Annotated in this window: 14 protein-coding genes; 12 read left to right on the forward strand and 2 right to left on the reverse strand. The window is 36.5% G+C overall.

The window, feature by feature from the left end:
• The first annotated feature begins 17 nt into the window (after positions 1 to 17).
• From era to clpB, 9 genes are all read left to right on the forward strand, one after another.
• A complete protein-coding gene (era, locus tag HFC68_RS00585) occupies positions 18 to 932 on the forward strand; it encodes a GTPase Era (protein WP_011673493.1) in 915 nt (304 codons plus the stop codon).
• A 2-nt stretch (positions 933 to 934) separates the two neighbouring features.
• Positions 935 to 1,696, forward strand: a complete 762-nt coding sequence (gene recO / locus HFC68_RS00590; protein WP_002833409.1) for a DNA repair protein RecO — start codon at positions 935 to 937, stop codon at positions 1,694 to 1,696.
• Between the two features lie 273 nt (positions 1,697 to 1,969).
• Positions 1,970 to 2,869, forward strand: coding sequence for a glycine--tRNA ligase subunit alpha (gene glyQ, locus HFC68_RS00595; protein ID WP_011673492.1), 900 nt, complete (start codon positions 1,970 to 1,972; stop codon positions 2,867 to 2,869).
• Positions 2,869 to 4,941: a glycine--tRNA ligase subunit beta gene (gene glyS, locus HFC68_RS00600; protein WP_011673491.1), complete on the forward strand. Its 2,073-nt coding sequence runs from the start codon at positions 2,869 to 2,871 to the stop codon at positions 4,939 to 4,941. The genes glyQ and glyS overlap by 1 nt, the downstream gene beginning before the upstream one ends.
• Before the next feature lie 251 nt (positions 4,942 to 5,192).
• Positions 5,193 to 7,055 carry a DNA primase gene (gene dnaG / locus HFC68_RS00605; protein WP_011673490.1) on the forward strand — a complete coding sequence of 621 codons (1,863 nt, stop codon included), beginning with the start codon at positions 5,193 to 5,195 and terminating at the stop codon, positions 7,053 to 7,055.
• Between the two features lie 17 nt (positions 7,056 to 7,072).
• The gene (gene rpoD, locus HFC68_RS00610) at positions 7,073 to 8,212 is read left to right on the forward strand and encodes an RNA polymerase sigma factor RpoD (protein WP_002833405.1); all 1,140 of its coding nucleotides are present in this window, start codon (positions 7,073 to 7,075) and stop codon (positions 8,210 to 8,212) included.
• 95 nt (positions 8,213 to 8,307) lie between these two features.
• Positions 8,308 to 9,006: a class I SAM-dependent methyltransferase gene (locus HFC68_RS00615; RefSeq protein ID WP_011673489.1), complete on the forward strand. Its 699-nt coding sequence runs from the start codon at positions 8,308 to 8,310 to the stop codon at positions 9,004 to 9,006.
• Complete coding sequence (locus HFC68_RS00620; RefSeq protein WP_011673488.1) at positions 8,996 to 9,787, forward strand: Nif3-like dinuclear metal center hexameric protein; 792 nt, start codon at positions 8,996 to 8,998, stop codon at positions 9,785 to 9,787. The genes HFC68_RS00615 and HFC68_RS00620 overlap by 11 nt, the downstream gene beginning before the upstream one ends.
• Positions 9,788 to 9,806: 19 nt before the next feature.
• Positions 9,807 to 12,398, forward strand: coding sequence for an ATP-dependent chaperone ClpB (gene clpB, locus HFC68_RS00625; protein WP_011673487.1), 2,592 nt, complete (start codon positions 9,807 to 9,809; stop codon positions 12,396 to 12,398).
• Positions 12,399 to 12,442: 44 nt separating this feature from the next.
• Here the strand turns inward: clpB and HFC68_RS00630 are convergent, their stop codons facing one another.
• Positions 12,443 to 12,616, reverse strand: a complete 174-nt coding sequence (locus HFC68_RS00630) for a YjzD family protein (protein WP_002833401.1) — start codon at positions 12,614 to 12,616, stop codon at positions 12,443 to 12,445.
• 126 nt (positions 12,617 to 12,742) lie between these two features.
• On the opposite strand from HFC68_RS00630, the gene dnaE reads away from it, so the two are divergent.
• The 3 genes from dnaE to pyk all read left to right on the forward strand — a co-directional run bounded on the left by dnaE (position 12,743) and on the right by pyk (position 18,993).
• Positions 12,743 to 16,066, forward strand: coding sequence for a DNA polymerase III subunit alpha (dnaE, locus tag HFC68_RS00635; protein WP_011673486.1), 3,324 nt, complete (start codon positions 12,743 to 12,745; stop codon positions 16,064 to 16,066).
• 122 nt (positions 16,067 to 16,188) lie between these two features.
• Positions 16,189 to 17,157, forward strand: coding sequence for a 6-phosphofructokinase (gene pfkA / locus HFC68_RS00640; RefSeq protein WP_002833399.1), 969 nt, complete (start codon positions 16,189 to 16,191; stop codon positions 17,155 to 17,157).
• A gap of 72 nt (positions 17,158 to 17,229) precedes the next feature.
• Positions 17,230 to 18,993 carry a pyruvate kinase gene (gene pyk, locus HFC68_RS00645; protein WP_002833398.1) on the forward strand — a complete coding sequence of 588 codons (1,764 nt, stop codon included), beginning with the start codon at positions 17,230 to 17,232 and terminating at the stop codon, positions 18,991 to 18,993.
• Between the two features lie 183 nt (positions 18,994 to 19,176).
• Here pyk and HFC68_RS00650 read toward each other — a convergent pair whose 3' ends face one another.
• On the reverse strand, positions 19,177 to 19,542 hold the full coding sequence (locus HFC68_RS00650) for a DUF805 domain-containing protein (protein ID WP_011673485.1): 366 nt from the start codon (positions 19,540 to 19,542) through the stop codon (positions 19,177 to 19,179).
• Between the last annotated feature and the right edge of the window lie 441 nt (positions 19,543 to 19,983).

Raw genomic sequence — 19,983 nt, forward strand, 5'->3', positions numbered from 1 at the left:
AGAAACGGATATAAAATATGGAAGAAAACAATCAAGCATTTCACTCAGGATTTGTTGCTATTGTAGGGCGTCCTAATGTAGGAAAATCAACATTTTTAAACTACGTGATTGGTCAGAAAGTTGCTATTATGAGTAACGTTCCTCAAACAACTCGGAATAAAATCCAAGGAATCTATACGACTGATCGAGAACAAATTGTTTTTATTGATACGCCGGGTATCCATAAATCTCACAATAAATTGGGAGACTTTATGGTGCAATCAGCGATGTCTTCATTAAATGAAGTAGATGCAATTATGTTTATGGTTAACGCTGACGAACCTCGAGGAGCTGGTGATAATTACATTATCGAACGGCTAAAGAAAATTACCGATCGACCAGTCTATCTTGTGATCAATAAAATCGATTTAGTGCACCCGGACGAATTATTACCGATTGTTGATTCATATAAAGATGCTATGGATTGGACAGAAGTTTTCCCGATTTCGGCGCTTCAAGGTAATAATATTAACGAATTGGTGACAACTTTAAGTCAGCACATGCCTGAAGGACCTAAGTATTATCCTGATGATCAGGTTACTGATCATCCAGAACGCTTTGTTGTTTCAGAGTTAATTCGTGAAAAAGTACTCCAATTGACTCGTCAGGAAGTTCCACATTCAGTTGCGGTGGTAATTGAAACGATGAAATCTAATGATGAGGGATTGGTTAACATTCAAGCAACGATTATTGTTGACCGTTCTTCACAAAAGGGAATTGTAATTGGTAAAGGCGGAAAAATGCTTAAAGAAATTGGTAGCCGTGCCCGTGTAGATATTGAACACTTACTAGGTAGCCGTGTTTATCTTGAACTATGGGTTAAAGTTTCTGAAGGTTGGCGTGATAAACAAGGAATTTTGCAATCATTTGGTTACAAAAAGGATGAGTATTAAAAGTGAACACAGTCGCCAATGCTGATTTTAATGGCATTGTAATGTTTGAACGAAGCCATCGCGAAAATGATTTGTTAGTTAAGTTTCTAACTAAAGAGCATGGTAAGCGAATGTTTTTCATTAGAAATGCCAAAAAAGTAGATTTTAAGTTAAGATCAGCGATTTTACCATTTAGTCATGGTCAGTATACGGGGCTAATTCGTAGTAACGGTTTGTCGTATATTAATGCTGCACTAGATGTTCAGCAATTTGAAAATATTTTTCAAGATATCACGTTAAATGCTTACGCAACCTTTGTTCTTAATTTAGTTGATGCGGCTTTTGATGATAATGTCAAAATCACATCATGGTTTGAGCGGATTAATCGCGCATTAATTTTAATTGATGCTGGAAATGATGCTGAAATTATAACTGATTTAATCCAAATTCAATTATTAAATTCGTTTGGGATATCAATCACTTGGGATCACTGTGTGATTTGTGGGCGAACCGATTTGCCTCTAGACTATTCAGAAGCGTTCGGTGGAATGCTATGTCAAAGTCATTGGGAACGAGATGAGCATCGTTGGCATTTAAAACCTAAGAGTGCGCGAATAATCGGAATTTTAAGTGCGGTTAGTATTTTTAAGTTAGGACAAATCTCCATTTCAAAAGAGACCAAACAAGAAATTTGGAATTTAACAGCTGATATTTATAAAAATCAAGTTGGAATTAATTTGAAAAGTCGAAGCTTTATTGATCAAATGAAAAAATGGGAAATTTAAGTGATTTGACAATTAACTAAATTTCTTCTATCATCATTGTAGTTAATAGAGGACAGTGAAGAACGAAGTAGGCCTTATAAGTTTTCAAAGCGAGATCAGAATGGTGGGAGCTGATTAAAACAAGTCTACAGGGCATTTGGAGTCCGTGTAAAACTAAGTTGCCAGCGATTGCTGGAAGTAGGGTGGAACCGCGACTCTTGTCGTCCCTACGTAGTGTATTTTTAGTACACTGCGTAGGGATTTTTTTGTCCGCTAAATTAAAAGGAGGAACTTATGAATAAGAAACTTTCAGTCCAAGAAATTATTTTAACATTACAAAAATATTGGGCAGAACAAGGATGTATGCTCATGGAAGCATATGATACAGAAAAGGGTGCCGGGACAATGAGCCCATACACATTTTTACGAGCAATTGGTCCAGAACCTTGGAATGCTGCTTATGTTGAACCATCACGTCGTCCAGCGGACGGACGTTATGGAGAAAACCCTAACCGTTTATACCAACATCACCAATTCCAAGTAGTAATGAAACCTTCTCCTGAAAACATCCAAGAGCTTTATTTAGGTAGCTTAAAAGCCCTTGGAATTGATCCATTGGAACATGATATCCGCTTCGTTGAAGATAACTGGGAAAATCCCTCAATGGGTTGTGCCGGTGTTGGTTGGGAAGTTTGGCTTGACGGAATGGAAGTTACTCAATTTACATATTTCCAACAAGTTGGTGGTTTAGAAGTAAATCCTGTAACTAGTGAAGTTACCTATGGATTGGAACGTTTGTCATCATACATTCAAGACGTGGAATCGGTTTTCGATCTAGAATGGGGTAACGGAGTTTCATATGGTGATATTTTCAGAGAACCTGAATTTGAACATTCAAAATATTCATTTGAAGAATCTAACCAAGCAATGCTGGAAAAAATGTTTAACGATTTTGAAGCTGAAGCTAATCGTTTAATTGAAGAAGGTCTAGTACATCCAGCCTATGATTACATTCTAAAATGTAGCCATACCTTCAATTTATTAGATGCTCGAGGAACAGTTTCAGTTACAGAACGTGCTGGTTTCTTATCCCGTATTCGTAATATGGCTCGTAAGGTAGCACGGGCATTTGTGGAAGAACGTGAAAAATTAGGATTCCCATTATTAAAAAATAACGAAGAGGAGGCAAAATAATGGCACATAATTATTTACTAGAAATTGGATTGGAAGAAATTCCGGCCCATGTTGTAACTCCAAGTATCAAACAGTTAGTACAAAAAGTAACAGCCTTCTTAAAAGAAAATCGCTTAACATACGACTCAATTGATCATTTTTCAACTCCTCGTCGTTTGGCAATTCGAATCAATGGGTTAGGCGACCAACAACCTGATATTGAAGAAGATGCTAAAGGCCCTGCTCGTAAAATTGCTCAAGATGCTGATGGAAATTGGACTAAGGCTGCAATTGGCTTTACACGTGGACAAGGTCTTACGGTTGACGATATTACTTTTAAAACAATCAAAGGTACGGACTATGTGTACGTCCATAAGTTAATCAAAGGAAAGATGACTAAGGAAATCCTTACGGGATTAAAAGAAGTTGTTGAATCAATTAATTTCCCAACAATGATGAAGTGGGCTAACTTTGATTTTAAATATGTACGCCCAATTCGTTGGCTGGTTTCTATTCTAGATGAAGAAGTCCTTCCTTTTAGTATCTTAGACGTAACTGCGGGACGCCGAACAGAAGGACATCGTTTCTTAGGTGAAGCTGTCGAACTGGCTAATGCTGAAGAATATGAAGCAAAATTACACGATCAATTTGTGATTGTTGATGCCGACGAGCGTAAACAATTAATTTCAAACCAAATTAAAGCAATTGCTGAAAGCAATCGTTGGAACGTTACCCCTAACCCAGGTCTTTTAGAAGAGGTTAACAATTTGGTTGAGTGGCCAACCGCTTTTAATGGGGGATTTGATGAAAAGTATTTAGCTATTCCAGAAGAGGTATTGATAACATCAATGCGTGACCACCAACGCTTCTTCTTTGTCCGCGACCAAGCTGGAAAGCTATTGCCAAACTTCATCTCCGTACGAAATGGGAATGAAGAATTTATTGAAAATGTTGTTCGTGGAAATGAAAAAGTTTTAACTGCACGTTTAGAAGACGCTGCTTTCTTCTACGAAGAAGATCAAAAACATGATATTAATTATTATGTTGACCGACTTAAAAAGGTTAGTTTCCATGATAAGATTGGTTCAATGTACGAAAAACTGCAACGAGTTAATTCTATTGCTAAAGTTATTGGAAACACCTTAAATCTTAATCAAACGGAACTTGATGATATCGATCGCGCTACAATGATTTATAAATTTGATTTGGTAACTGGTATGGTTGGTGAGTTCTCAGAATTACAAGGAGTAATGGGTGAAAAATATGCTCAACTTAATGGTGAAAACCAAGCAGTAGCCCAAGCCATTCGCGAACATTACATGCCAAATAGCGCAGAAGGTGATTTGCCTGAAAGTGTAACGGGCGCGGTAGTCGCATTAGCTGATAAGTTTGATAACATCTTTAGTTTTTTCTCAGCTGGTATGATTCCAAGTGGTTCAAACGATCCATATGCATTACGCCGACATGCATATGGAATTGTTAGAATCTTAAATAGCCGTGATTGGCAATTAGATTTAAATCAATTCAAATCACAAGTTAAGACTGAATTAGCGGAGAATGGCACAGCGTTTGGTGTGGATGTCGATCAAAACTTTGACCAAGTACTTAACTTCTTTAATGACCGTATTAAACAATTGCTTGATCATCAAAAGATTAGTCATGATATCGTTGAAACGGTGCTTACAGGTAATAATCATGATGTTACGGAAATTATCGAAGCTGCCCAAGTACTAGCAGATGCTAAAGCGAGCTCTACATTTAAAGATGATATTGAAGCTTTAACACGAGTTCAAAGAATTGCTACAAAGAATGAAGAAAGTGGAGAACTTAATGTAGATCCACAATTATTTAATAATGCTTCTGAAGGCGAACTTTTTGATCAAATTATTAAAATTGAAGCTGCAAATAATTTGACAATGAGCCAACTATTTGCTAAATTATGCGAGTTAACTCCTGCGATTAGCAAGTACTTTGACGCAACGATGGTCATGGACAAAGACGAAAATATTAAGCGTAATCGTTTGAATATGATGAGTCGGTTAGCTAATTTAATTCTAAAAATTGGGGACCTAACTAACGTACTTGTAAAATAAAAATGTTTTTATAAGGATGATTTGGATCTGCTTAAAGTTAATAAATAAATAAAACAAGCCATTTAGTCTAACGAGATTAAATGGCTTGTTTCTTCCTATATCTAAATTAAGTAATAAAAATGATACAGCAGCAAATTAAAATGTACAGACTTGACAAAAGTGTTAAAAACAAGGGCGTTTTAATTGATTCTATTGCTCGACTGCTGTATCATACTAACGTATGAGTTTATCTTGCGAAAGCTGGTGAGAGTATGGCTGGAATGATTCCAGAAGATGTAATTGATGATGTTAGAACATCTGTTGACATCGCTGATGTTGTTGGTAGATATGTCCAGTTAAGAAAGGCGGGTAAAAACCTATTTGGTGTTTGTCCATTTCATGATGAGAAGACACCGTCTTTTTCGGTTTCGGAGAGTAAACAAATTTTTCATTGTTTTAGTTGCGGACGCGGTGGAAATGTTTTTAAATTTTTGATGGATTTAGAGAATCTTAGTTTCCCTGAGTCAGTTCGTAGAGTAGCGGAATTTGGCAATATTCCGTTAGATCAGAGTTATTTCAAGTCAACTAAAAAGTCGTCGTATACGTCTGAACAAAGTGCATTGATTGATTTATATGAGAAAGCTTCTGAGCTATTTAGTCATATTCTATTGAACACCAAATTAGGTGAAGATGCATTACAGTATTTGAAAAAACGAGGAATGACCGAGGATGATATCAAGAATTTTGATATTGGATTTGCCGCCCCGGAAGACAATCTCCTGCTAAGTTTTTTTAAAGAACATAAGATTGACCAACATTTAATGGCTGAATCAGGATTGTTTATTGAATCCGAAAATCAAACATTAAGAGATCGATTTTTTAACCGTATTATTTTTCCGATTAAAGATACAAATGGAAAAATCGTTGCATTTTCGGGCCGTAGTTTGGTTAAGGATAAGAACCATCCTAAATATTTAAATAGCCCTGAAACAAGCATTTTTAATAAAGGAAAGGTGCTTTACAATTTTTCTCAAGCTCGTTCAGAAATTATCCAACAGAAAACAGTCATATTATATGAAGGTTTTATGGATGTCATTGCTGCTCATCGAGCGGCTGTAAAGAATGGAATTGCGACGATGGGAACCAGTTTGACTGAGGATCATATTAATGCTATCAAGCGGGTGGCTGATCGCGTAATAATCTGTTTTGATGGGGATGCGCCTGGACAAAAGGCAATTGCTAGAGCAATTGAGTTATTGAGGCAATCTAGTGATTTACAAATTAGTGTGGTTTTTATTCCTGATAATTTAGATCCGGATGAGTATGTGAATCAAAGAGGGACAGCTGCATTTCAAAATTTGATGCAGCAGACTGGAGAATCAAGTACTTCATTTCTTTTGAAATATGATCGAACCGGTCTAAATCTAGCTAATGAAAATGATCAATTAGAATACTTAAAACGAGCTTTAAAACGAATTAGTAGTCTGAAAGATGCCCTAGAACAAGATTTGTATTTAAATCAATTATCAGATGAATTTAAGATTGATAAGCGTGATTTAAAAGACCAGTTAAGAGAAAGTGTAGCAGATCGAATCGCGCATGCACCCAAACAGTTTGAATTGGAAGCGTCGATGCCTCCACCTCCACCGGAGGCAATGGGAGATCAACCCGTATTCAATCAAAATATTCAAAAAAAGTTATCTAAGATAGATATTTCGGAATATCGTTTGCTAGCTCGTGCATTAAATAATCATGATGTTTGGCTAAAATTACAGAGCCTACCCAATTTTTATTTTCCAAATGAAAAGCTTGAAACAATTTATGTCTTGGCTAGTGGATATTTAGAAAAAAATCATGAATATAATGTTGCAGATTTTATGGATTATCTTAAAGAAGATGAGCTACAAGCAGTCGTTGCTGATATTGAATCAATTAACCTAAGCCCTGAATTTACTGAAGAAGAAATTCAAGATTATCTTAGCGTGATTGAAAATTTTGCTCCTTTAAGTGAACAAATTTCAAATGTTAAATTGGATTTAGATGAAGCTACTAGATTAGGTAACAAAGAATTACAACAACAACTAACTTTAAAACTTATCGCGCTATATCAAAAACAACAACAGCTTCAAAAATAATAGGGGGATCAGCATAAATGGCAAACAAAAAAACTGAAACAAAAAAGAAAAAGAGTGAAAGTATCATTTCTTCACCTGAGTTTAAAAAAGCTGTCAATCAAATCATTAAAGCTCGTAAGAGTGAAAAGAAAGTTAAATATACACAATTAACTAAAGATTTGATTACTAAGTTTAAATTAACTGACGAAGATGTTGATGATCTTATTCAACGCATTGAAGATGCTGGAATTAGTGTTGTCGATGAAAATGGTGATCCAAGTGAAAAAGCTTTGAAAGCTCAAGAAATTTCTAAGGAAGAATTAGATGATACAAAGGCTCCTGCTGGAGTAAAAATTAATGACCCAGTTCGTATGTACCTTAAGGAAATTGGTCGTGTATCACTTCTTACTGCTGATCAAGAAGTCGAATTAGCTTTAAGAATTGAAAAGGGTGATCCCCGTGCCCGTCAAGAATTAGCAGAAGCTAACCTTCGTTTGGTAGTATCAATTGCTAAACGTTATGTGGGTCGTGGAATGCAATTCCTTGATTTAATTCAAGAAGGTAACATGGGCTTGATGAAAGCTGTTGAAAAATTTGACTACCAAAAAGGATTTAAATTTTCTACGTATGCTACATGGTGGATTCGACAAGCCATTACACGTGCGATTGCCGATCAAGCGCGTACAATTCGAATTCCTGTTCACATGGTGGAAACCATCAATAAATTGATTCGAATTCAACGTCAATTGCTCCAAGATTTAGGTCGTGAACCAATGCCTGAAGAAATTGGTGCTGAAATGGATATGCCATCTGATAAAGTTCGTGAAATTCTAAAAATTGCTCAAGAACCAGTTTCATTAGAAACACCAATTGGTGAAGAAGATGACTCACATCTTGGTGATTTCATTGAAGATCAAGAAGCAACTAGTCCTGCTGACCATGCTGCATACGAATTGCTAAAGGAACAACTTGAAGGTGTTCTCGATACGCTAACTGATCGTGAAGAAAACGTGCTACGTTTGCGCTTTGGATTAGATGATGGACGTACTAGAACTCTTGAAGAAGTTGGTAAAGTATTTGGAGTTACAAGAGAACGTATTCGTCAAATTGAAGCGAAAGCTTTACGTAAACTCCGCCATCCATCAAGATCAAAACAACTAAAAGATTTTCTAGATTAGTTAACCCAAGAGGTTCCGTGCAGGTCGTAGATTTGTGCAGGACCTTTTTTTGAAAGATATAACTATAATTACGAAAGATAGTAGGGGTTTATTTTATGAATTCGAATAATTTGTCACCAAGACTAAAAATAGTTGCTAGTTTAGTACCACAAGGTTCAAGAATTGCGGATATTGGATCGGATCATGCGTATCTAGCGATTAATTTAATTAAAAATAAGATTGCTAACCATGCAATAGCCGGAGAAGTCGCTCCTGGACCGCTCTCTAATTCGAAAGAAGAAATCGAAAAGAATGGAGTAGTTGATCAAATTGAAGCACGTTTAGGTGATGGATTAGCTGTTATTCAAGATACCGACACCGTCGATGTGATTTGTATTGCTGGAATGGGTGGCCAATTAATTCGAAAAATTTTAAATGACGGAAAAACAAAATTAAATGGGGTTAAGAAATTAATTCTTCAACCCAATGTCGGAGAGTTGGAATTAAGAGAATGGTTAATTAGTAATAATTTCAAAATTACCCATGAAGATATCGTGGCGGAGGACCATCACTTGTACGAAATTATCATGGCGGAACCTGGACAGATGACTTTATCCGAGAAAGAGCAAATGTTTGGACCAATTTTAATGAAAAGTCATAATGAGGTGTATACACGTAAGTGGCAGCGCGAATTAAACCGGTTGAGAAAAATTGAAGTAAATCTAAATGCTCATCCTAGCCATGGACAAGCTAAACTAGACCAAGTTACTAAGCAAATTAGCGATATTGAGGAGATGTTTTCACATGTTAGCTAAAAAATTAATTGACCGTTTTGAAAGCTTCGCGCCTAAAACCATTGCTTTTACTAATGATCCTGTGGGTTTACAAATCGGAAATGTTAATAACGATATTAAACGAGTAATGGTGACTTTAGATGTTCGACCTGAAGTGGTTGACGAAGCAATTAAACAAAATTGTGATATGATTTTTTCGCACCACCCCTTGATTTTTCGACCTATTAAAAATTTAGATTTAAGCAACCCGCAAAATCAAATGTACGCTAAATTAATCCAAAATTCGATTTTGGTTTATTCAGCTCATACAAATTTGGACGTTGCTAAAGGTGGCATGAATGATTGGTTGACGGAAGCAATGGGGTTAAATCATGTCCAAACGGTGTATTCTAACCATTACGATACCAATATTGGTCGCATCGGAGTCTTACCAACTCCTGTAACTGTTGAAAAATTTGCTAAAACCTTGAAAAAAACTTTTAACTTAGATGGGTTGCGCTTAGTAACAAGTGACAATGAAGCTATGGTAAAAAACGTTGCAGTTGTAGGTGGTGATGGTGGTAAATTTTATCCTGAAATGCTCAAAGCGGGAGCAGACGTGTTTGTAACCGGTGATGTTTATTATCATACAGGACATGATATGTTAGCGGATGGCATTAATGTAGTCGATGTAGGTCATAACGTCGAAAAAATATGTATTCCTAAGTTAGCTTCTTTATTCAACGAATGGAAGGCTAATAATGATTGGGAAGTTGAAATTATAGAATCGACGGTTAATACCAATCCTTATCAATTTATCTAAAAATTGGGAGGCGATTTAAATGAATCCAGAGAAAATGACTACGGCACTTCAAGAAGCAATTAGCGAAGCACAGCAGATTGCTGTAAATCGTCAACATCAAGAAATTGGTGTGCCAGAATTATTTAAATTTTTAACACAACCAGACCAACTGGTCGGGACACTATTAACAGACTTAAAGATTGATAACAACCTTGTCCAAACCGAGTTAGACCAAGAACTTGAACAAATTAGCGTGGTTAGTGGTAGCCAGGTTAGTTACGGTCAATCGATTTCAGCAGAACTAAATCAATTATTAGTTCAAGCAGAACAACAGCGTAAAAAATTACAGGATGAGTATGTTGCAATTGATACTATTTTAATTGCTTTATTTAATTTAGATCAGAATCAGTTTAAAAAATTCCTGAATCAACAAGGTCTAACTCAAAAACAGGTTTTAGCCAAAGTAGATGAATTTCGTGGGGGTGAAAGAGTGACATCAAAGGAACAAGAAAGTGGATATAAAGCGCTAGAAAAATATGGGACAGATTTAGTTAAAAGGGCCCACAGTGAAAACCCAGATCCAGTTATTGGACGTGATGAAGAAATTTTAGAAGTTATTCGAATTTTATCGCGAAAAACAAAAAATAATCCAGTACTAATTGGTGAACCTGGTGTAGGAAAAACAGCCATTGTAGAAGGTCTAGCGCAAAGAATTGCTAAAGGTGATGTTCCTAGCAATTTAGTTGATAAAACCATTGTTTCTCTAGATATGGGCTCATTAATTGCCGGGGCTAAATATCGAGGCGATTTTGAAGAACGACTTAAAGCAGTTTTGAAGGAAGTATCAAAGTCAGATGGTCAAATTATCTTATTCATTGATGAAATTCACACGATTGTAGGAGCGGGTAAGACTGAAGGTAGTATGGATGCTGGAAATCTTTTGAAACCTATGCTAGCTCGTGGTGAACTCCATTTGATTGGTGCAACAACATTAGATGAATACCGCGAAAACATTGAAAAAGACAAGGCACTTGAGCGCCGTTTCCAACGGGTGCTGGTTAAGGAGCCTAGCATTGAGGATACTATCAGTATTTTAAGAGGTTTAAAGGAACGCTTTGAAATTCATCATGGCGTTCGTATCCATGATAATGCTCTTGTGGCAGCCGCTAAACTTTCTAGTCGTTATATTACGGATCGTTATTTACCAGATAAGGCGATTGATTTAATCGATGAAGCATCTGCAAAAATTAAAGTGGAAATGAATTCCAATCCTACTGAACTCGATCAGGTCAAACGACAGTTGATGCGTTTGCAGGTTGAAGAACGAGCACTTAAAAATGAAAGTGATGCAGAGTCAGTTAAACGTTTAAAGGACTTACAGAAAGAATTATCTGAAACCAAAGAAGAAAAAGTTAAGCTGGAATCACGTTGGTCAGCCCAAAAAGAAGAAATTAAAAAGATCAGTGATAAGAAGAATGAATTAGATAAGGCCAAGCATGACTTACAAGAAGCTGAAAGTTCTTATGATCTCGATCAAGCGGCTATTTTACAACATGGGACCATTCCAGCTTTGGAAAAAGAATTGGAACAATTAGAAAATCAATCCGAAAGTGATCATGGGGATTGGTTGGTAGAAGAATCCGTTACAGATAAAGAAATTGCCCAAACTATTAGTCAAATGACAGGCATTCCAGTTGCACGGTTGGTGGAAGGTGAACGAGAAAAACTGCTACATTTAGCTGATAAATTACACAATCGAGTAATTGGTCAAGATGAAGCCGTTCAATCCGTTTCAGATGCGGTTTTACGTTCCCGTGCGGGACTCCAGGATCCTAATCGTCCGATTGGTTCATTTCTCTTCCTTGGTCCGACAGGGGTTGGTAAGACAGAATTGTCTAAAGCTTTAGCAGAAGCGTTATTTGATTCGGAAGATAATATGGTCCGAATCGATATGTCTGAATACATGGAAAAAGAATCGGTTTCCCGTTTGGTTGGAGCTGCTCCAGGATATATTGGTTACGAAGAGGGAGGCCAATTAACCGAAGCGGTCCGGCGAAACCCATATTCCATTGTTCTATTTGATGAAATTGAAAAAGCACATCCAGAAGTGTTCAATATTCTTTTACAAGTTCTAGATGATGGTCGTTTAACAGATGGACAAGGACGTACGGTTAACTTTAGAAATACAATTTTAATTATGACTTCTAACTTAGGTTCAGATTTATTATTAAAGAATCAATCAGAAAACAAGATTGATGATAATATCCGTAACCAAGTTCAAGATGTTTTGCATGGATACTTTAGACCAGAATTTTTAAATCGGATTGATGATATCATTATGTTTACTCCATTAAGTAAACAAGATGTACGCCAAATTGTGATTAAATTAATTCATAATTTATCTATGCGTTTGAGCGACCAAGAAATAAGTTTAAGTATTTCGGATGATGCACAAGATTATATTGTTGAACAGGCATATGATCCAGCGTTTGGTGCTCGACCATTGCGCCGCTACATTACTAAAAATGTTGAAACTCCTTTGGCAAAAGAAATTATTAGTGGGCGTGTCCGTCCTAATTCAACAGTCAATATCGATGTTTTGAATGATCAATTGGTTTTCCAGAATAAATAAAAAAAGGATGCTCTCTTTGGTAAAAATACCAAAGATTTGCATCCTTATTTTTTAGGTTTTGAAATTAGTGGGATCATGTTAGAAGTGATAAGAGCTACTACAGCTGCCACGATACCAATTTCTAATGGTGTATATGGAAGGGCATCAAGTTGTCCTCCGATATAGCCAATAACTTCACCAAAGATAAATGCCCAAAAAATAACTACGATTTGTTTCATTTCGTTTGGCCCCTTTCTGAACAACAGTAATTTTAGCACAATTACGTGGGGAAATAAATTAAACTCTATATTTTTGGAGAAGGGGAATTTATTTAGTATAATTATAAAAAACAGGAGGGGATAAGAATGGCTTTCGTGCCACTGCAAGTATTAAGTTCTTACAGTTTGTTATCTAGCCCGATTAAAATTGACGACTTAATTGCTACGGCGAAAAATCGTGGATATCAAGCGATGACCCTCACCGATCATAATACAATGTATGGAACAGTTGAATTTTATCAAGCTTGTATTAAAAACAATTTAAAGCCCATCGTGGGTTTAACGCTTTGGTTAGATAGCACGACAGGAATTGACAATCAATTTGCGCTAGTTTTAATAGCTAAGAGTGTTAAAGGTTACCGTAATTTAATGCAGATTAGTTCGGCCAAGATGACGAGTAGTACACCAAAATTTGTTTTTGATGATATTAAAGATTTGCTAGATGATTTAATCATGATTGTTCCAGCACAAAGATCAGAAATGATTGAATTGTTGGAGCGAGGGCTATCCGGTGATGCAACCGAGCTTTTAGAAAATTATCGTCAAGTTGTTGGTGATGAAGATCTTTATCTAGGAATTAATTTAAAGCAAACTAATATTATGCGTCAAACCTTGATGCAAATTGCCGAAAAACACAGTCTTGGTTGTTTGCCCTTACCGAGCGTGGAGTATTTAAATAGTGAAGACCATTTTGCAACTCAAGTTTTGAAGGATATTGCCTCGGGGGAAGTTATTAAGCATCCTGAAATCCTAGCAAAGGACCAAGGTAATAATTGGTTAAAACCGCGAGATGTATTTGAAAAAGAGTATCGGGATGCTGGATTGAGTGAATTATTAGACCAGCTAGATGCGCTAACTAGCCAAATCGAGCTAAAAATTCCGTTTGTCCAGCCCAAATTACCAAAATTTCCCACGCCAGCTAATCAATCGGCTATTCAATATTTAAAGGAATTATGCTTTCAACAGTTAGAAAAAAGTAAAAATGCTCAAAATTTGCAATATCAGCAAAGATTGGATCGAGAGCTTAATGTCATTGAATCCATGGGTTTTGCGGACTACTTCTTAATTGTTCACGATGTGGTCCAATTTGCTCATCAAAATCACATCTTGACTGGACCGGGACGTGGTTCAGCTGCAGGCTCGTTAGTAGCTTATTTACTCAGGATTACTAGTGTGGATCCAATTGAATATGGACTGCTATTTGAACGTTTCTTAAATCCAGAACGTGCCCAAATGCCAGATATCGATTTAGATATTCCAGATGATAAAAGAGAATTGATGCTCAAATATGTCCATGATAAATATGGACATCAACATGTGGGACAAATTATCACATTTGGTACTTTAGCAGCTAAGCAAGCCATTCGCGATGTTGCCCGTGTTTTTGGGGAAATGCCGAATAAAATTAATCAAATAAGCGCATTAATTCCTAGTGAACTAAATATCACATTGGAGCGTGCTTTAGAAAATTCAAGTAAGTTACAAGAGTTTATAAGAACTTCCGAAAAAAATCGATTTATGTTTGAAACGGCGCGGCGCTTAGAAGGATTGCCACGTCATTACTCTACGCATGCAGCGGGAATTGTTTTAAGTGAAAATAATTTAACTGAAACCACTCCTGTTCAGGATGGAAATGAAGGAATGCTGATGAGTCAGTATTCCAAGAATTATGTTGAGCGGGTAGGGTTGTTAAAAATGGACTTTTTAGGTTTAAGAAATTTGTCATTAATGGCTAATATTTTAGATCAAGTCCATCAACTTAAACCCGATTTTGACATCGAGAACATTAATTTAAATGATACAAAGACTTTAGAACTTTTCCAACGAGGCGATACCAGTGGCATTTTTCAATTTGAATCGGCTGGTATTCGGAATGTATTGAGAAAAGTGAAACCTGATCGATTTGGTTTAGTAGTTGCGGTAAATGCGCTTTATCGTCCAGGACCAATGGAAAATATTGATCGATTTGTAAAACGAAAAGAACATCGCGAACACTATTCTTTTCCTAATGACGTTTTATCGGAAATCTTAGGTGAAACTTTCGGTATCTTAGTGTACCAAGAACAGGTTATGGAAGTTGCTTCAGCAATGGGGGGCCTGAGTTTGGGACAGGCCGATTTGTTGCGGAGAGCGATGAGTAAGAAAAAACATGATGTAATTGAACAAATGCGGACGAATTTTATTGATGGAGCATTGCAAAAGGGATATAACGCCAAGTTAACCCAACAAGTTTATAGTTATATCGAAAATTTTGCTAATTATGGTTTTAATAAGTCACATGCCGTAGCTTATAGCAAGCTAGCTTTTCAGCTGGCTTATTTAAAAACGTACTTTCCAGGACCTTTTTATACAGCCTTACTTAATTCAGTTATTGGTGGTGAGGCTAAAACTAAAGAATACATTCAAGAATTGAATCGTTTAGGGATTAAAGTTAAAGCACCGGATATTAATTTGAGCCAACTACAATATGCATTTTATCAACAACAAATTATCATGGGTTTTCTATCCATTAAAGGATTAAGGCGAGATTTCATCCGTAATTTGATTGAAGAACGTCAAAGTAATGGAGAATTTAAATCAGTTGACAGTCTTTTACGTCGAATGCGGGATAAGGGTATTACAGAAGAAATTATTGAAAAACTAATCTTTTCGGGAACTCTAGATTCCTTTGGATATAACCGAGCGGAATTAGGTGACTTTTTACCTGAATTGTTGAAAGGTATTGCTTTTAGCGGGCAAAATGTGGATCTTTTTGAAAAGTTAATGCCTACGATTAAACATCGACCGGATATGGATTTGGATGAAAAGCTGGATTGGGAAGAAGAATTATTAGGAACTTACATTTCCGCGCATCCAGTTGAACGCTATGCAAACTTGATTGAACAAAATGGGTTTAAAAAAATCGATGAATTTAGTGATGAAGCTCAAGTGACTACGATTGTATATATAAGAAGTATTCGGACCATCAGAACTAAAAAAGGAGAGTCAATGGCCTTTGCGAATATCACGGACCCTACTGGAGAAAGCGAAGCAGTTATCTTTCCAAGGATATACCAGCATGCTAAAATTTTGAGAAACAAACGAGTCCTACAATTACGAGGCAAGGTTGAGAAAAGAAACGACGGTTTACAATTAATTGTTAATGAAATTACCGCCCCTCAAACCAAACAGGTCCAAGCAGCAATTTGGAAATTAGAAGTGCCTAGCCGAAATAATTCATCAGAATTCCAAACCAAACTATTTGATATTTTCAGAAAATATCATGGAAAAGTTCCAGTTATTTTAGTTTATGAGGATACTAATGAACATAATGAGTTGTCTGAAAAATTTTATTTAAATGACAGTTCTGAAGTAAAAGAGCAATTAGCAGAATTGCTAGGAAGTCAACATATTTCGTTAATTAAAAAATAAATTTTGAATAAAGCACTTACATTCGATTAATTAAGAAAATGGTACAGACAACTGTTTTCAAAAGTGATAAAATCAACAATGAAGTTTTGAAAAAACTCAATATTTCTGTTTGAGGTGAAAAGATGAAACGTATTGGTATCATGACAAGTGGTGGGGATGCTCCAGGGATGAACTTGGCTATCCGCGCCGTTGCAAGAAAGGCCCTAAGCTCTGGTCTTGAAGCTTACGGAATTAACTACGGGTTTGCCGGTCTAGTTGCTGGTGATATCCACGAATTCAAGGCAGCAGATTTAGACGATATGGTTTCACAAGGTGGAACGATGCTTTATTCAGCTCGTTATCCTGAATTTGCACAAGAAGAAAGCCAATTGAAAGGTATTGAACAACTTAAGAAGTTCGGTATCGATGCATTGGTTGTTATCGGAGGAGACGGTTCATATCATGGTGCTCTTCGTTTGACAGAACATGGATACAACACCATTGGTCTTCCAGGAACAATCGATAATGATATTCCTTTCACTGACTTCACTATTGGTTTTGATACAGCGTTAAACACTGCAGTTGACGCGATTGATAAAATTCGCGATACTGCTAAGAGTCATCAACGGGTCTTTGCTGTCCAAGTTATGGGCCGCAATGCTGCTGATATTGCTCTTTGGGCTGGTGTTGCTTCAGGAGCAGATGCGGTTATCGCACCTGGTTTTGATTATGACGTTGAAGCAATTGCCAACAAGTTGAAAAAGAACCGTGCAAACGGTAAGGACTACGGCATTATTGTCATCGCTGAAGGTGATGCTAATTCAGATGCAGCTCCTGAATTCATTGACCAGCTTAAGCAATACGGCGATTTTGATGCACGTGCTACTGTAATTGGACATGTCCAACGTGGTGGTGTTCCAAGTGCTAAAGATCGCGTTTTAGCAAGTAAGATGGGTGCTTACGCTGTTGAGCTACTCCTTGAAGGTAAGGGTGGTTTAGCAGTTGGAATCTTAGAAAATAAGGTTCAAGCTCATAACATGCTTGACTTGTTTGATGCAAAACATCAAGCAGATGATTCACTTTACCAATTAAGTGAAGATTTATCATTCTAGAGTTCTATTAATATTTGGATAAAATGACTTAAGAAGTCTTTTATAATTTAAAATCAAGGGAGAGATTCTGTAATGAAGAAAACCAAAATCGTTTCAACACTTGGTCCTGCAAGTACTTCTGTTGACACAATTGTTAAATTAATTGAAGCCGGTGCTAATGTATTCCGCTTTAACTTTTCACATGGTGACCATGAAGAACATCTAGGTCGTTATAACATGGTTAAAGAAGCAGAAAAGATTACTGGCAAGTCAGTAGGTATTTTGCTTGATACAAAGGGTGCTGAAATCCGTACAACTCCACAAAAAGATGGTAACCAAGAATATCACACAAATGATAAGGTTCGCATCTCAATGGATGACACTTTGGAAACAACAAAAGAAAAGATTGCTGTTACATATGATGGACTTTTTGATGACGTTCATGTTGGTGGACACGTTCTTTTTGATGATGGACTTCTTGATTTTAAGATTGACGAAAAAGATGAAGAAAACCGCGAATTAGTTGCTCATGCAACTAACAATGGTGTTCTTGGATCACGTAAGGGTACAAATGCTCCTGGTGTTTCAATTAACTTACCTGGTATTACTGAAAAAGATGCTGATGATATTCGTTTTGGTCTTGAATCAATGAACATCAACTTCATCGCTGCAAGTTTCGTACGTAAGCCACAAGACGTTCTTGAAATTCGTGAATTGTTGGAAGAAAAGAACATGGAAGATGTTCAAATTTTCCCTAAGATCGAATCACAAGAAGGTATTGACAACACAGACGAAATCTTGAAAGTTTCAGATGGTATTATGATTGCTCGTGGTGACATGGGTGTTGAAATTCCAGCTGAAAATGTTCCTTTGGTACAAAAGACATTGATCAAGAAGTGTAATGCAGTTGGTTTGCCTGTTATCACAGCAACTCAAATGCTTGACTCAATGATCGAAAACCCACGTCCAACACGTGCTGAAGCTTCTGACGTTGCTAATGCTGTTTGGGATGGTACAGATGCTACTATGCTTTCTGGTGAAAGTGCTAATGGTGACTACCCTGTTGAAGCTGTTGCTACAATGGCTAAGATTGACGAAAAAGCTGAAAATGCTATGGCTGAAGACGGAAATCTTCAAATCAACACATTTGATCAAAGTGATGTTACAGAAACAATTAGTGCTGCTGTTGCTCGTGCTGCTAAGAACCTTGGTGTTAAGACTATCGTTGCTGCAACACAATCAGGTTACACAGCTCGTATGATTTCTAAGTATCGTCCAGATGCTGACATTCTTGCAATCACATTTGACGAACGTGTTCGTCGCGGTTTGATGGTTAACTGGGGTGTACACCCAATCATCGCTGACCGTCCATCAACAACTGATGAAATGTTTGAACTAGCTGCTAACAAAGCTGTAGATCTTGGTCTTGCTAAAGAAGGAGACTTGATTCTTGTTGTTGCTGGTGTTCCAGTTGGCGAAAGTGGAACAACAAACATCATGAAGTTACAACTAATTGGTTCAAAGCTTGCTTCTGGTCAAGGTGTTGGTGATGAAACAGTTATTGGTAAAGCAGTTGTTGCTACATCAGCTGATGAAGCTAACAAAAAAGCTGTTGAAGGCGGAGTACTTGTTACAAAGACAACTGACAAAGACTATCTACCAGCAATTGAAAAATCAAGTGCTTTAGTAGTTGAAAATGGTGGTTTGACATCACACGCTGCAGTAGTTGGTATTTCAATGGGAATTCCTGTTATTGTTGGTGTACAAAACGCAACTTCAATCCTTTCAGATGATGAATTGATTACAGTTGACTCACGTCGTGGTATTATCTACCATGGTGCATCAAACTCACTATAAAAATTTAATTTAAATTTTTAAAACCTGGAACATTATATGTTCTAGGTTTTTTTGTTTGGCAGAATGAAAGTTGAATTTAGACTGTTAGGGTTCTAGATTTAACTAAAAAGGGATACTACTAAAGTAATGAAATTAGTAGTATCCCTTTTTAGTTAAAACAAATTATAAATTCAATTATGGATCTTAACTCCAACGATTTTCCTTAGAAGGCAAGATCATTAAAATAAAGAACCAGATTGTACCGATTAGTGGGATGATTTCAATTAAAATCCACCAGCCACTTCGATCGGTGTCATGTAAACGTCTTACTTTAAGTGTCCACATACCCAGCCAAACGATGAATGCAATGATTTTAGAAACTAGATTAATATTCAAATCACTTAGATTGTAGATGTCTTCAATAGGATGACCAGTAATAGATTGGATAATTGCGATGATGATTACACCTAAAATATAATTGATAATAACTGGCCACCAGTAGTCGGGACGATTGGCAGTACCTGAAAAATTGGTGATATTATGCCAGAATTTTTTATATGATTCAACCATCAATATGTCACCTCCAATGCAATAAACAGCTTTTAAAGACTTCAGTATTTAGTCATAATGTAGTTTTTATTACATTTTAGTATAGCAAAGGTAGTCAAAATGTCTAATAAAGTGAATGTTTAATAATATAATTGGCAAAGATAATGCTGAATTTAGAAATAATCCTACTTGGGATTTATTGTTTGATTAAGAAGGGTATATTAGGTTAATGCTATGGGAATAAGAAATTAGAAGCGAGGAAACCTCTAGAAATATGTTAAAATGTAGAATGAATAAAAATTGAGAAGCATTGTGCTTCTGCGAAGGGCTGTCCGTCGTTTTTGACGGTCAGTTTTTTAATTACTAATTGGAAGATAATTAATTGTAGTGTTGGTCCTTAAGGAACCCTGATATATTGATGTCGGTTCTATGGACTAATGTACATATATTATGTAAACTAGA

The organism is Pediococcus sp. EKM201D, assembly GCF_011800215.1.
Lineage (GTDB): Bacteria > Bacillota > Bacilli > Lactobacillales > Lactobacillaceae > Pediococcus > Pediococcus pentosaceus.

Excerpts from the sequence above, each read along its gene's own strand:
- era (WP_011673493.1), top strand. The coding sequence starts at position 18 with ATGGAAGAAAACAATCAAGCATTTCACTCAGGATTTGTTGCTATTGTA.
- glyQ (WP_011673492.1), top strand. The coding sequence starts at position 1,970 with ATGAATAAGAAACTTTCAGTCCAAGAAATTATTTTAACATTACAAAAA.
- glyS (WP_011673491.1), top strand. The coding sequence starts at position 2,869 with ATGGCACATAATTATTTACTAGAAATTGGATTGGAAGAAATTCCGGCC.
- dnaG (WP_011673490.1), top strand. The coding sequence starts at position 5,193 with ATGGCTGGAATGATTCCAGAAGATGTAATTGATGATGTTAGAACATCT.
- rpoD (WP_002833405.1), top strand. The coding sequence starts at position 7,073 with ATGGCAAACAAAAAAACTGAAACAAAAAAGAAAAAGAGTGAAAGTATC.
- HFC68_RS00615 (WP_011673489.1), top strand. The coding sequence starts at position 8,308 with ATGAATTCGAATAATTTGTCACCAAGACTAAAAATAGTTGCTAGTTTA.
- HFC68_RS00620 (WP_011673488.1), top strand. The coding sequence starts at position 8,996 with ATGTTAGCTAAAAAATTAATTGACCGTTTTGAAAGCTTCGCGCCTAAA.
- clpB (WP_011673487.1), top strand. The coding sequence starts at position 9,807 with ATGAATCCAGAGAAAATGACTACGGCACTTCAAGAAGCAATTAGCGAA.
- HFC68_RS00630 (WP_002833401.1), bottom strand. The coding sequence starts at position 12,616 with ATGAAACAAATCGTAGTTATTTTTTGGGCATTTATCTTTGGTGAAGTT.
- dnaE (WP_011673486.1), top strand. The coding sequence starts at position 12,743 with ATGGCTTTCGTGCCACTGCAAGTATTAAGTTCTTACAGTTTGTTATCT.
- pfkA (WP_002833399.1), top strand. The coding sequence starts at position 16,189 with ATGAAACGTATTGGTATCATGACAAGTGGTGGGGATGCTCCAGGGATG.
- pyk (WP_002833398.1), top strand. The coding sequence starts at position 17,230 with ATGAAGAAAACCAAAATCGTTTCAACACTTGGTCCTGCAAGTACTTCT.
- HFC68_RS00650 (WP_011673485.1), bottom strand. The coding sequence starts at position 19,542 with ATGGTTGAATCATATAAAAAATTCTGGCATAATATCACCAATTTTTCA.